The 12,265-nt window shown below is 64.5% G+C and carries 15 protein-coding genes; 4 read left to right on the top strand and 11 right to left on the bottom strand.

Annotated features, from left to right (window positions below; genetic code table 11):
* Positions 1 to 6: 6 nt before the first annotated feature.
* The 3 genes from mobB to AC2FNL_RS01820 are packed head-to-tail and all read right to left on the bottom strand — an operon-like array spanning position 7 to position 2,103.
* Positions 7 to 516 (bottom strand): molybdopterin-guanine dinucleotide biosynthesis protein B, encoded by a 510-nt coding sequence (gene mobB, locus AC2FNL_RS01810; RefSeq protein ID WP_496831988.1) that lies wholly within the window; start codon positions 514 to 516, stop codon positions 7 to 9.
* Positions 513 to 1,169 carry a molybdenum cofactor guanylyltransferase MobA gene (gene mobA, locus AC2FNL_RS01815; RefSeq protein ID WP_496831990.1) on the bottom strand — a complete coding sequence of 219 codons (657 nt, stop codon included), beginning with the start codon at positions 1,167 to 1,169 and terminating at the stop codon, positions 513 to 515. The genes mobB and mobA overlap by 4 nt, the downstream gene beginning before the upstream one ends.
* Positions 1,159 to 2,103 carry a formate dehydrogenase accessory sulfurtransferase FdhD gene (locus tag AC2FNL_RS01820; protein WP_496831992.1) on the bottom strand — a complete coding sequence of 315 codons (945 nt, stop codon included), beginning with the start codon at positions 2,101 to 2,103 and terminating at the stop codon, positions 1,159 to 1,161. The genes mobA and AC2FNL_RS01820 overlap by 11 nt, the downstream gene beginning before the upstream one ends.
* Between AC2FNL_RS01820 and AC2FNL_RS01825 the strand changes: the two genes are divergently transcribed.
* Together AC2FNL_RS01825 and AC2FNL_RS01830 are read left to right on the top strand one after the other, a co-directional pair.
* Positions 2,102 to 2,818, top strand: coding sequence for an AzlC family ABC transporter permease (locus AC2FNL_RS01825; RefSeq protein WP_496831994.1), 717 nt, complete (start codon positions 2,102 to 2,104; stop codon positions 2,816 to 2,818). The genes AC2FNL_RS01820 and AC2FNL_RS01825 overlap by 2 nt on opposite strands.
* On the top strand, positions 2,815 to 3,147 hold the full coding sequence (locus tag AC2FNL_RS01830) for an AzlD domain-containing protein (protein ID WP_170342269.1): 333 nt from the start codon (positions 2,815 to 2,817) through the stop codon (positions 3,145 to 3,147). Before AC2FNL_RS01825 ends, AC2FNL_RS01830 begins: the two co-directional genes overlap by 4 nt.
* On the opposite strand, the gene AC2FNL_RS01835 is transcribed toward AC2FNL_RS01830, so the two are convergent.
* From AC2FNL_RS01835 to AC2FNL_RS01865, 7 genes are all read right to left on the bottom strand, one after another.
* Positions 3,136 to 3,768 (bottom strand): hypothetical protein, encoded by a 633-nt coding sequence (locus AC2FNL_RS01835; RefSeq protein ID WP_093963529.1) that lies wholly within the window; start codon positions 3,766 to 3,768, stop codon positions 3,136 to 3,138. The two genes, AC2FNL_RS01830 and AC2FNL_RS01835, sit on opposite strands and share 12 nt — an antisense overlap.
* Positions 3,769 to 3,784: 16 nt before the next feature.
* Positions 3,785 to 3,919 carry an aa3-type cytochrome c oxidase subunit IV gene (locus tag AC2FNL_RS01840; protein ID WP_093963530.1) on the bottom strand — a complete coding sequence of 45 codons (135 nt, stop codon included), beginning with the start codon at positions 3,917 to 3,919 and terminating at the stop codon, positions 3,785 to 3,787.
* A gap of 91 nt (positions 3,920 to 4,010) precedes the next feature.
* On the bottom strand, positions 4,011 to 4,571 hold the full coding sequence (locus AC2FNL_RS01845) for a hypothetical protein (RefSeq protein WP_496831996.1): 561 nt from the start codon (positions 4,569 to 4,571) through the stop codon (positions 4,011 to 4,013).
* The gene (locus AC2FNL_RS01850; protein WP_496831998.1) at positions 4,558 to 6,396 is read right to left on the bottom strand and encodes a glycerophosphodiester phosphodiesterase family protein; all 1,839 of its coding nucleotides are present in this window, start codon (positions 6,394 to 6,396) and stop codon (positions 4,558 to 4,560) included. The genes AC2FNL_RS01845 and AC2FNL_RS01850 overlap by 14 nt, the downstream gene beginning before the upstream one ends.
* A 64-nt stretch (positions 6,397 to 6,460) precedes the next feature.
* The gene (locus AC2FNL_RS01855; RefSeq protein ID WP_170342276.1) at positions 6,461 to 6,913 is read right to left on the bottom strand and encodes a DUF6173 family protein; all 453 of its coding nucleotides are present in this window, start codon (positions 6,911 to 6,913) and stop codon (positions 6,461 to 6,463) included.
* Positions 6,914 to 6,917: 4 nt separating this feature from the next.
* Positions 6,918 to 7,964 (bottom strand): MBL fold metallo-hydrolase, encoded by a 1,047-nt coding sequence (locus tag AC2FNL_RS01860; RefSeq protein WP_496832001.1) that lies wholly within the window; start codon positions 7,962 to 7,964, stop codon positions 6,918 to 6,920.
* Positions 7,964 to 9,667, bottom strand: a complete 1,704-nt coding sequence (locus tag AC2FNL_RS01865) for an acyl-CoA dehydrogenase (RefSeq protein ID WP_496832003.1) — start codon at positions 9,665 to 9,667, stop codon at positions 7,964 to 7,966. Before AC2FNL_RS01865 ends, AC2FNL_RS01860 begins: the two co-directional genes overlap by 1 nt.
* Before the next feature lie 135 nt (positions 9,668 to 9,802).
* Between AC2FNL_RS01865 and AC2FNL_RS01870 the strand changes: the two genes are divergently transcribed.
* Entirely contained in the window at positions 9,803 to 10,753 is a 951-nt protein-coding gene (locus tag AC2FNL_RS01870) for an L-threonylcarbamoyladenylate synthase (protein ID WP_496832005.1), read from the top strand.
* On the opposite strand, the gene AC2FNL_RS01875 is transcribed toward AC2FNL_RS01870, so the two are convergent.
* A complete protein-coding gene (locus AC2FNL_RS01875; RefSeq protein ID WP_093963536.1) occupies positions 10,754 to 11,308 on the bottom strand; it encodes a YqgE/AlgH family protein in 555 nt (184 codons plus the stop codon). It abuts the gene before it with no gap.
* Between the two features lie 142 nt (positions 11,309 to 11,450).
* Here AC2FNL_RS01875 and AC2FNL_RS01880 point away from each other — a divergent pair, with 142 nt between their 5' ends.
* Positions 11,451 to 12,263, top strand: a complete 813-nt coding sequence (locus AC2FNL_RS01880) for a protein-disulfide reductase DsbD domain-containing protein (protein WP_093963537.1) — start codon at positions 11,451 to 11,453, stop codon at positions 12,261 to 12,263.
* Positions 12,264 to 12,265 lie beyond the last annotated feature (2 nt).

A 12,265-nucleotide genomic window follows, 5' to 3' on the forward strand; every position in this document is an offset into this window, starting at 1 on the left:
GCATGGTCAGGGGCTGGGCCGCGGCCCCAGGCCGACCTCGGTCAGGATGAAATCGGCAATGGCAGGCGTGTCGTTCAGATCAAAGACCGGACGGTCCAGATCCAGCGGCGTGTCGCTGGCCACCGCGCGGATCGTCGGATCGTCAACGGCAATCAGCGGGTTTCCGGGCTGGGCGCGAACGGCCTCGACCTTGGGGTGCGGCGCGCGCTTGTACCCCTCGACCAGCACCAGATCAACCGGGGACAGGCGCGCCAGAAGGTCGTCCAACGGCGGCTCGGGCGCGCCGCGCAGCTCTTGCATCAACGCGATGCGGCGGCTGGATGCCAGCAGGACCTCGGACGCCCCGGCGGTTCGGTGGCGGTGGCTGTCGGTGCCCGGCTGATCCACGTCAACCGCGTGGTGGGCGTGTTTGACGGTCGAGACACGGAACCCGCGCCCGGTGATCTCGGCCACCAGCCGTTCGACCAACCCGGTCTTGCCCGCATTCTTCCAGCCGGTAACGCCGTAGACCTTCATGCCTGCTCCAACAGGTGCTGCGCCCGGATCAGATCTTCGGGCGTGTTGACGTTGAAGAACGGATCGAACGGGTCGGCCGGAAACAGCGCCTCGCGCCCGCCATGGCGGTCGGTCCACAGGACCACCTTGCGCAGCCCGTCGTTCAGCGCCGCCCGCAGGTCATCGCGCAGCGCCACGGGCCACAGGCCAAAGGTCGGGTGCCGGTTGACCCGGCGGCCACCGCCCGATTTCAGCGCCTCTTCACCGGTGCGCGGCGTGGTGGCCAGAACCAGCGGATGAGCCTGCTCCTGCGCCGCCTGCAGCAGCCGATCGACCAGATCGCGCGGGAAGAACGGCGTGTCGGCAGCAGCGGTGACGATGCAATCAGCACCCTGCCCCGCCGCCCAATCCAACCCGGCCAGAACGCCCGCCAACGGCCCGGCGTAACCCGCAATAGTGTCCGGCAGGACCGGCAGGCCAAGATCGGCAAACCGCGCCGGATCGCCGTTGGCGTTCAGCGCCAGCCCGGCCACCTGCGGCGCCAGCCGGTCGATCACATGCGCCAGCAGGCTTTGCCCGCCCAGGTGCAGCAACCCCTTGTCGCCGCCGCCCATCCGCGCGGCCAGACCTCCGGCCAGTATGACGCCGAGGGGTCGTGATGCTTCAACTCCCATCGGCGCTTTTCCTTCGATGCTTCCTGTCCTCGACCGGCACGGTGGCCGGGTCCACGTCGCGCAGCAGCCGGTCTTCGCCCGACAGGCACACAAAGCGCTGGCCGCGCATCCGGCCGATCAGGGTCAGGCCGACCTCGCGCGCGATTTCGACGCCCCACGCGGTAAAACCCGATCGCGAAGCCAGAACAGGGATGCCCATCATCGCCGTCTTGATCACCATTTCCGAGGTCAGCCGCCCGGTGGTGTACAGGATCTTGTCGCCGGCCGTCTCCCCTTCGGACAGCATCCAGCCGGCGATCTTGTCCACCGCGTTGTGGCGGCCCACGTCCTCCATATAGACCAGCGGGCGACTCTCGCGGCACAGAACCGTGCCGTGGATCGCCCCGGCCTGCAGGTACAGCGACGGCGTGCGGTTGATCTTGGCCGCCAGATTATACAGCCACGAGGTGCGCACCTGAACCTGTGGCAGGCGCACGCCCTCCAGCCCCTCCATCATGTCGCCGAAAACCGTGCCCACCGCGCAGCCGCTGGTGCGGGTCTTTTTCTTCAGCTTGTCCTCGTACGAGGTCTCGCGCGCCGTGCGCACCACCACGGTTTCCAGATCGTCATCATAATCGACGCGCGTGATCTCGTCATCGGGGCGCAACATGCCCTGGTTTCGCAAAAATCCCAGAGCCAGATATTCGGGGTAATCGCCGATGGTCATGGCCGTCACGATCTCTTGAGAATTGAGAAAGATCGTCAGCGGGCGCTCCTCGACCACCGAGATGCGGTTGACCTCGCCGCTCTGGTCCACCCCCTCGACCGCGCGGGTCAACCGCGCCGCGCCGGGATCGGGGGCGATGATGTATTCCGACAGATCGACTTCGGTGGCCAATTGCAACCCTCTCTCTGACCCGCTACTGCTGCGCAGACCACCATAGGATCTAGCCATGGCAACCTCCACATCCAAGTCATACTATTGGCGGGGTTTTCGCGACGGGACCCCGTTCATCTTCGTGGCGGTGCCCTTCGGCACCCTGTTCGGCGTCTTCGCGACCGAGGCGGGCCTGAGCATTCTGCAGACCATGGTGTTCACCGCAGCCGTCTTTGCGGGGGCCGCGCAGTTTGCATCGCTGCAACTGCTGCAGGACGGCACACCCACGGCCATCATTCTGGTTTCGGCACTGGCCGTGAACCTGCGGATGGCCATGTATTCGGCGTCGTTGACGCCTTATCTGGGCGCGGCGCCCCTGTGGCAACGGGCCTTTGCCGCCTATCTTACGGTCGACCAATCCTATGCCTGCTCGATCGTCCAGTTCGAAAAGGAACCGGACATGTCGGTTCCGCAGCGTATGACCTATTTCATGGGGTCGGTTTCGCCTCTGGTGCCCATGTGGGTACTGGCCACCTTTATTGGGGCCTACCTGGGAACGCAGATCCCGGATAGCTGGGCACTGGACTTCGCGCTGCCAATCACCTTTCTGGCCATGATCGGCCCGATGATGCGCACTCCGGCCCATGTGGTCGCGGCTCTGGTCGCCATCGTCGTGTCGCTGCTATGCGTGACAATCCCCTACAATCTTGGCCTGCTGATCGCGGGCTGCGCGGGCATGATGGCCGGTGCGCAGGCCGAAGTGATGCTGGAACGCAGAAAGGTAGCGTCATGACCACCCCCGATCAGACAACGGTCTGGACGATCATCGTCGGGCTGGCGATCGGCAGCTATGCCCTGCGCTTCGTGTTCATCGGCTTTGTCGGAGACCGTCCGTTGCCGCCATGGTTGCTGCGGCATCTGCGCTATACGGCGGTGGCCATCCTGCCGGCCCTGATTGCCCCTCTGGTCATGTGGCCCACGGCCACCGAGGGCCAGCCGGACCTGCCGCGCATGGCCTCGGCCGTGGTTGCCCTGAGCGTCGGGTTGATCACCAAGAACGTGCTGGCCGCCATCTTTGCCGGGGCTGGCACGCTGTATGGTCTGCTGTACCTAGTTGGTTGAAGCCGCTTCCAGCTGGTTGAGCGCGGCGTTGTTGGCCGCCAGCCCCGCCTGCAGATCGGCGCTGTCGTTTTCACGATATTCGGTCGTGACGACCCCCGGAATCTGCCCGAACTGATCGGACAACTTGACCGGGTAGAAGGTGGTCTGGATCTGCTCGAACCCGGGAACCTGCTGCAGCAGCCGAGCAGTCGAGTTGGCGCAGTAGGCGCCCGGAACCGGTCCCGACTGCTTGGCCAGCTGATAGGCGATCTCGGCCTGCTGGGGGGTCACCTGGATGGTCTGGATGCGCGCATAATGCGTTTCGCGTGCGTGCGAGCTGCGATAGGCACGTTCGACCGCGGGGGTGATGCCATACAGCACGTCATCCTTGATCGGCACCACGTCGGCGCGGAACGACCCGGCGGGGTCGAAAATTACCCGCTCGCTGGCGCTGATCATCAGCGAGGTATGCGCGCCAGACCCCGTACGCGTGTTGATCATCGTGTACAGGGTCAGCGTTGAGGGGCCCGGGTCACGGTAGGATCGCGCAACGATCTCGGACTGGTCGGCCTGAGGGCGCTGCGACGTGGCGCAGCCTGCGACGGTTACTGCCAGCAGGCAGGCAATCAAGATGCGAAACATGACCCGTCAGTCCGGCTTATGCCCCAAAGATCGCAAGAAACAGGGCAATGAAGCAGATCACCACGACGCTGTAGGTGGTGAATTTGATGAACCCGTTGAAGGTTTTGGTCTGGACGGTGATGTCCATCTCGCCGTGCTTGTGTTCAGCCATTTCGAAAGATTCCCAATTCGCGTGTTTGCCGGTTTGGATAAATCATATTTTCCGGCCTGTCACGACGTCAATCGCGCGCAGGTGCCCGAGTTCAGTCGCCCGCAGCCTCATCGGTGGCAAAAACCGAACAGCCGGGATACCCGAAGCCCCACCGCCACGGCAAGCCGGTGCAAGGGCCACCTCCGAATCGGACGGCCATGAACATCGCCTCGGCGGTGATCGACATGGCCGACGTCACCTGCTCGGGCGTCATGTCGTATTGCGTGGCATAGTCCTGCGCATGTACGGCCCCGAATTCCTTGACGCAGGCGCGCAAGGCGCGGTCAGCCTCCAGCCGGGCGTCGAAACTGGCTTCGGCGGACGTGGCGCCCCCGGCGGTGTGATACGCGCGATCATGAGACACGCAGCAGGATTCCCACGGTGGGTGGCTTTCGTAAACGGCGCGAAATCTGGGAAAGGTCTCTGCCACCAGCCGCCAGCTGGACGACATGCCGCCCGAGCAGCCATCGGTTTCAAACGCGCTCAATGGTTGCCCAACCGATTGCGCGATCAAAGCCCGATGCGCGGGCATCTCGACGCCGCGCATCAGATCCTGCGCCGAAGCCGACCCGGCAAGGCAGGCAAGCAAAAGACCGAAGCTAGGGGCTTGCATCGCGCATCGCCTCGGTATCGACCGACAGGCCGAAGGTCGTTGCCAACCACAGCAGCAGCCGCTCGCCCGGCTCCATCTCGGCGCGGACACGTAGCACTTCACGCGCCATTGCGGGGCGGTCGGTGATCAGACCGTCGACACCCATCGAGGCCATCGACGACATCTGCAGCGGGTCATTCACCGTCCAGACATAGATATCCTTGCCCGCGTCATGGACCGAGCGGATCAACCCGGGTGTGACCATCCCGGCATTCACCGCGACGAAATCGCCCTCCAGCCCGGTCAGATCGCCCACCGCCGTCGCGGCCAGAACACCGGCGCGCCAGTCCGGGCGCAACGCTTTCATCTTCTGCACCGCCGGGTATTTGAGCGACATCGTGGCGATGTCCTGCTCCATCGCAAACTCTTCGACGATGGCGGCCACGCGGTTTTCCAGATCCACGTCATGGCCATAGTATTTCAGTTCGATGATGACCTTGGATTTACCCTTCGCGGCCTTCAGAACCTCGCGCAGGGTCGGAGTGCGCTGATCGGCATATTCGGGGTCGAACCAGCTGCCGATGTCGATCTGCGCCACATCCTCCATCGTGGCATCCCAGACCTTCATATTGACCCCGCCCAGCTTCATGAAGTCGCTGTCATGGGCCACGATTACCTCGCCGTCGGCGCTTTCCTGAACGTCGATCTCGACCCAGTCGGCACCGTCCTCAATGGCTTTCAGCACCGCAGCCATCGTGTTTTCCGGCCGCAGCGCCGCCGCGCCCCGGTGGCCGATTACGTCAGCATGATCGGGTGCGGAAATCTGGTCCAGCACGTCTTGGCTGAACCAGATCCCGGCCAGCAGGGCCACAACGGCCGCGGCAACGGTCACCAGAACCGGGGCGCGTAGGTTTCCGGCCTCGGGATGAGGAAGCTCTGCCGCCCGCGGTTCAAAAAACCTATCCAGCAGAACCGCCAGCGCGCCCAACGCCACCGCCGCCAGCACCAATCCGGCCAGAGACCACAGCCCGGCCACCAGCAGGCTGAGCGTCAGGGCAAACCGCAGGTTCGTGCCCTGTTCGAGAGGTACAAGGTGAAACAACAGGCTGGCCACGGCGGCAATCAGCGCGGCAATCGCCAGTCGTACGGCCAGCCACAGCGCCAGGTCGATCTTCAACCGGCCGCGTTTGCCCTCCATTCGCCGGGCGCTTTCGGCAAAGGCGTCCGAGGGCGCAATCTCCTCGAACAGCACCAGATGCAGGGCCAGAGCCCAGGCCGACAGGCGGCGGATCAGCACCCAGGCCAAGGCCAGCACCACGAACCCGATCAGCGCGACGGCCACCTGGAACGCGGGCGGATGGAAGGTCAGATAGTAGTTGATGTCGTATTCGGTCAGCGTCCACCACGCGATCAGGCCCGCGACCGCCACGAAGGGCACCGCCAGAACGAGAACCCGCAGAATGAAGCGCACCGCGAAGGAAAACAGCGTCGGCAGGCGCGACAGGATCAACCGCAACGCCGACCCGCCGGCCCGCCACGGGTCGCTTTCGCCCATCCTGAGCGATCCGGCCATGACCGAAAAGACGAACACCTCGGCCAACAGGAACAGGCCCAGAATGACCACCGCCGCCACGAAGCCAACCGGCGACAGGATGAACATCGCGATGTCCTGATCGGTCAGCGCTGTTTGGTCGGACAGCATCACCGCCAGGTTCACGGTGAAGGCCACGCCGGGGGCGATCAGCGCGATCAGCAGCAGCCGCACCGCCAGATAGATGGGAACAAAGGTTCGGCGTCGGGCCCAGGCCCCGAGATAGGCATCTGTTACGGTTGAGAAATGTGACACGCCGGCCCCCTTTGAATGCTGAATTCATTCAAGGCCGCGCAGATGTGAATTGCAAGCGTGACGCTCAGCTTTCCTCAAGCTTAGCCGCGAGGCGGAAGCCGATGCGGTTGGCGGGCTTGTCCTCGACCGTTTTGGGCAGGGCGCGCAGCATGACGTTCAACTGGCTGACATGCTGCACCAGCTGGGTGCGTGCGCCTGAACCGTCCGAGCCGTAGAAAGTGATCACGTCGGGGTCGAAATATCCCATCCCCTCGATCCGCATCACCCCGGCGTCACCGCCGGTAAAGCCCATGGCGACCTCGTGATCGGCATCAAGGGTCTGTTCAAAGTTCTGGATGTACAGGATCAGCCGCTCATACGCCCATTGGGCGGGGCTTTTGCTGTCGACCGGCTGGCGCAGGGGTTCGGGCAGATCCTTGGTGCCCGACGTGCTGTCCGGGTCGGCATGCACCTCATAGCACCGGGGCAGAGCCGCCGCTTCGGCGGCCTCGGCCGAGGTTTCGATCTTGTCCTGCATCGTTTCAACCTTTGCGCTGATACACCCAGGCGCCGTCCTCACGGCGCACCCGGGTCACGGCTCCAGTGTGATAAAGATGGTTCAGATGCGCAACCGCCTCGACCAGCGCAAGACCGTATTCGCCGTCGCGGATGGGACGTTTGAACAGGGTCACGAAACAATCCGAGGCCGCCTTGGGCGCGTCCAGATCGTCCAGCAGGCGTGCAAGAGCGCCATGATGGTTCTCGATCAGTTGTTTCATGCGGATCGGCAGACCGACGAAGGGCAGCTTGTGACCCGGCAACACCACCTGATCGGGCCGTGCCAACGCTTGCAGGCGCTCGCAGGCCTCCAGCCAGTCGGACACCGGGTCGGCCATCGGCTCGGTGGCATAGACGCCCAGGTTCGGGCTGATAGAGCTGAGGATCTGGTCGCCCGAGATCACCAGGTTGTCGTCGCGGCTCCAGAACGTGGCGTGTTCGGGGGCATGGCCGTTGCCCATATGCACCTCCCAGTCCCGCCCGCCCATGCGGATCACGTCGCCCTGCTTGATGCGGACAAAGCCCAGAGGCATCGGATAGACCGTGTCGGCAAAATTGAAGGGCCGCTCGGACATGCGCTTGGCCAGGATCTCGGGGGCCATGCCTGCGCAGCGGTAGAACTCCAGCGTCTCTTCCGGCCAGCTCTCCTGCACGTCCAGCGTCAGCATTCGCGCAAACAACCATGCGGTGCGGCTCGAGACCAGATCGGCGCCGTGCTCCGACTGGAACCACCCGGCATTGCCGACGTGGTCGGGGTGGTGATGCGAAACCACCACCCGGGTCACCGGCTTGCCCGCAAGCGGCCCGGCCATTAGGTCGGACCACAGGCCGCGCGTCTTTTTCGATGAAATTCCGGTGTCGATCACCGTCCAGCCATCTCCGTCATCCAGCGCGTAGACGTTGACGTGGTCCAGCGCCATCGGCAGCGGCAGGCGCATCCACAGCACGCCCTCGGCGATCTCGGTGGCCTGTCCGGGCGCGGGCGGCTCGGGCCAGGGATGGCGAAACGCCGGAGGCCGCGCGCCGTCCATCACGCTGCCAGTTCGTCGGCGCTGAGCGCGAACAGGTCTTTGGCCCCGATCTGTGCTTGATCCAGCAGGCCCGCGTATTCCGGCAGGCGCGCGGTGATGTAGTACCGCGCCAGCTTGGCGCGCGGACCATCCGGATCGGCCAAAGCGGCAATCAGGTGGTAATGCGCACCCAGCACGCGGGCAAAGGCGTTCAGATAGGCCACGGCCCCGGCAAAGCGGTTGTTCATGTCCTCTTGCGCCGCCAGCCACTCAGTCGCCTCGCGCAGGGTTTCGGTCGCCTCCCATACCGGGCCGGCCAGCTCGGGCACGGTGGCGCGGGCGCGCTCGGCGTGATCTTCGATCTCGTCCAGCAGGCGGGCGGCGGCTTCGCCCCCGTCCATCATCTTGCGGCCGACAAGGTCCATGGCCTGAATGCCGTTGGTCCCCTCGTAGATCGCGGTCACGCGGACATCGCGGTAATACTGCGCGGCGCCGGTTTCCTCGATATATCCCATGCCGCCATGCACCTGCAGGCCGGTCTCGGACACGCGCATGCCGGTCTGGGTGCCGAAGGCCTTGCAGATCGGCGTCAGCAGGGCCGCCCGCGCGGCCCAGTCAGCGTTGCCGGTGGCCTTGGCCATGTCGATGGCCGCGGCATTGGCCAGCATGATCGCACGGGCGGCGAACAGGTCGGCCCGCATGTCCATCAGCATCCGGCGCACATCCGCATGATCGATGATCGTGCCCGAGGGCGTCTTGCCCTGCTTGCGCTCCAGAGCATAGGCCAGCGCTTGCTGATAGGCGCCCTCGGCCGCACCCACGCCCTGCCCGCCGACACCGAGGCGCGCGTTGTTCATCATGGTGAACATGGCGGCCATGCCTTTGTGCTCCTGGCCAACCAGCCAGCCCTTGGCGCCGTCATACTGCATCACGCAGGTGGGCGAACCGTGCAGGCCCATCTTGTGTTCCAGCGACACCACCTTCAGGTCATTCGCCACGCCCGGATTGCCGTTTTCATCGGGGATGTACTTGGGTACCAGAAACAACGAGATCCCCTTGGTCCCCGGCGCGCCATCGGGCAGTCGGGCCAGAACCAGATGGCAGACATTCTCGCAGAAGTCATTGTCGCCCCACGAGATGTAGATCTTCTGCCCGGTCACCGAATAGGTGCCATCGCCGTTGGGTTCGGCCTTGGACGTCAGCGCGCCAACGTCAGACCCGGCCTGCGGTTCGGTCAGGTTCATCGTGCCCGACCATTCGCCCGACATCAGCTTGGGCAGGTACAGCGCCTTGAGCTCCTCGCTGGCGTGGTGTTCCAGCGCCTCGATCTGACCCTGGCTCATCAGCGGGGCCAGCTGCAGCGACAGGCAGGCGGCGCTCATCATCTCGTTCACGGCGGTGGTCACGGTCATAGGCAGGCCCATGCCTCCATATTCCGGGTCGCCGCTCATGCCGATCCAGCCGCCCTCGGCGATCGCTTTCCAGCCATCGGCATAGCCGGGAGAGGTCCGCAAAATCCCGTTCTCCAGCCGCGCGGGGTGCAGATCGCCGGGGCGCTGCAGGGGGGCCATCACCTCTTCGCACATCTTGCCGGCCTCGGACAGAATGGCGCTGACCACGTCCGGGGTGGCCTCGGCGAATTTCTCGGTTGCGGCGACGTCCTTGAACCCCACCACCTTGTCCATGAGGAACTCGTAATCAGTGACAGGAGCGCGATATGGCATGGTTTCCCCCGAAAATCGTGTGTCGGTCGCAATGGCGGGCTTGGAATCCATGGCCCGCGCCGGTATTCATCTAAGCTTGTTCGATTACCTATCCGTCCCCCTGTTGCAAGCAACCAAAACGCCGCGTCACCACCCATGATCCCCAACAACACGCAATATCTGGATGCTGATCCCGCCGGGATTGCAGCCGCGGCCGATCTGCTGCGCCAGGGCCTGCTGGTCGCCTTTCCGACCGAGACGGTCTATGGGCTGGGCGCGGATGCCCGCAACGGCGAGGCGGTCGCGGCGATCTATGCCGCCAAGGGCCGGCCCAGTTTCAACCCGCTGATCGCGCATGTCGCCTCGGTCGAGGCGGCACGGCGCCACGTTGAGTGGTCGGACAATGCCGAACAGCTGGCGGCTGCGTTCTGGCCCGGTCCGCTGACGCTGGTGCTGCCGCTGCGGGCGGGGCATGGGGTGTCGTCGCTGGTGACGGCGGGGCTGGATACGCTGGCCGTTCGGGTGCCGGCCCACCCCACCGCGCGCGCATTGCTGAGCGCAGTTGACGGACCCGTCGCTGCCCCTTCGGCAAACCCCTCCGGTCGGATCAGCCCAACCACTGCGGCGCATGTGCGCGCCGGTCTGGACGGTCGGATCGCCGCCGTACTGGATGACGGACCCTGTTCGGTCGGGTTGGAGTCCGCCATCGTGGGCTTGGCCGGCACCCCCGCTTTGTTGCGGCCCGGCGGTGTCGCTCTGGAGCAGATCGAAACAGTTCTGGGCACGCGCCTGACCCGCCACAAGCCCGGAGATCTGCTGACCGCTCCGGGGCAGTTGCTGTCACATTATGCTCCGGACGCACCGGTGCGGCTGAACGCCACCGAGCGTCGCGGGGACGAGTTGCTGCTGGGATTTGGCAGTGTCGATTGCGACCGCAACCTATCTGCCAGGGGTGACCTGATCGAGGCGGCGGCAAACCTGTTTGCGTATCTGCACGAACTGGACGGTACGGGACGGCCAATTGCCGTCAGCCCGATCCCTTCCGAGGGCGTCGGGGCGGCCATCAACGACCGCCTGCGCCGGGCCGCGGCGCCACGCAATTCCTGATCAGGCCCGACCGGCGCTGGCCGACAGCGTCAGCGGATCGACACCCAGCGTGGCCAAGGCGGCCTCCCACTTTTCGTCGTCGGCAACGTCAAAGACCAGTTTCGATGTGGCATCGGTCGTCAACCAGCCATTGGCCGCGATCTCATCTTCCAACTGCCCCGGCCCCCATCCCGAATAGCCCAGCATCAGCATCGAGTTCAGCGGCCCCTTGCCAGAGGCGATATCTTCGAGCACGTCCAGCGTCGCCGTCATGCTGAAATCGCCGGCCACGTGCAGCGAATGCAGATTTGCGTCGTAGTCCGCGCTGTGCAGGACAAACCCCCGGGACAATTCGACGGGACCACCAAAATGCACAAGGCGTTCTCCGACAACCGGGATGCGGCACGCGATGTTCAACTGTTCAAGCAGTGTCTTGATCCGCAAATCCGACGGTTTGTTCACGATCAGACCCATCGCGCCGTCATCGCCGTGGCTACACAGGTACACCACTGAATGATCAAAGCGCGGATCGCCCATGCCGGGCATCGCAATCAACAGTTTTCCAGTCAGATCCATCAAAAAAACTCGTGAGGCTTATTCCCTTACAATGACCTTGCGGAACCCGGATTGGCAAGGGATCACGCCGGAAATCCCGCGATTTCTGCCGGTGACCAGAACGTGACTTGGCAAACCTGCCCGCAAGTCGCATGTATGGATCATGAGATCGCTGTTCAAACCCGTTCTGACCGTTGTTTCGGCTTGCCTGGCCCTGTCCGCACCTGCGCAGGGGCAATCGATCGACTCGATCGTCAGGCTGGACGTGATCGATGGCGGCCAATCCGAGGATGGAACCTATCTCACCGCGATCCGGCTGGATCTGGAACCCGGATGGAAGACCTATTGGCGGGCCCCCGGTGACGCCGGCATTCCGCCTGAATTCGACTGGCGCCGGTCCGGCAATGTCGGTGCGGTTGCGATCACCTGGCCCACGCCGCATGTCTTTGACCAAAACGGCCTGAAGTCCATCGGCTACGACACCCAACTGGTGTTGCCGGTTCGGATTACGCCCAAGGACGCATCCAAACCGGTCCGGTTGCGCGGCGAGGTCGATCTGGGGGTGTGCAAGGATGTCTGTATTCCCGCATCGTTGAAATTCGACCACGAACTGGATGCGGGCGCAGCAAGGAATCCAGCGATTGCGGCTGCGCTGGCGCAACGGCCCTTCTCTGCACGCGAGGCTGGCGTTACTGGCGCGGCCTGTCGCCTGAGCCCGACCGCGGACGGTTTGCAGGTTCAGGTCCAGATCGACATGCCCTCGGCCGGTGGTGCCGAACTTGCGGTGATCGAGCCGGGGAACCCGGACCTGTGGGCATCGCAGACTGAAACCAGGCGGCAAGGCAACCGGCTGACCGCTACTTCCGAGGTGATCAGCCCCGACGGTCAGCCCTTTGCGCTGGACCGGTCCGCCGTGCGGATCACGGTTCTGGGGACCAAACACGCGGTCGACATTCTGGGCTGCAGCGCGGGCTGACC

It is taken from the genome of Ruegeria sp. CRTD044, assembly GCF_059613485.1.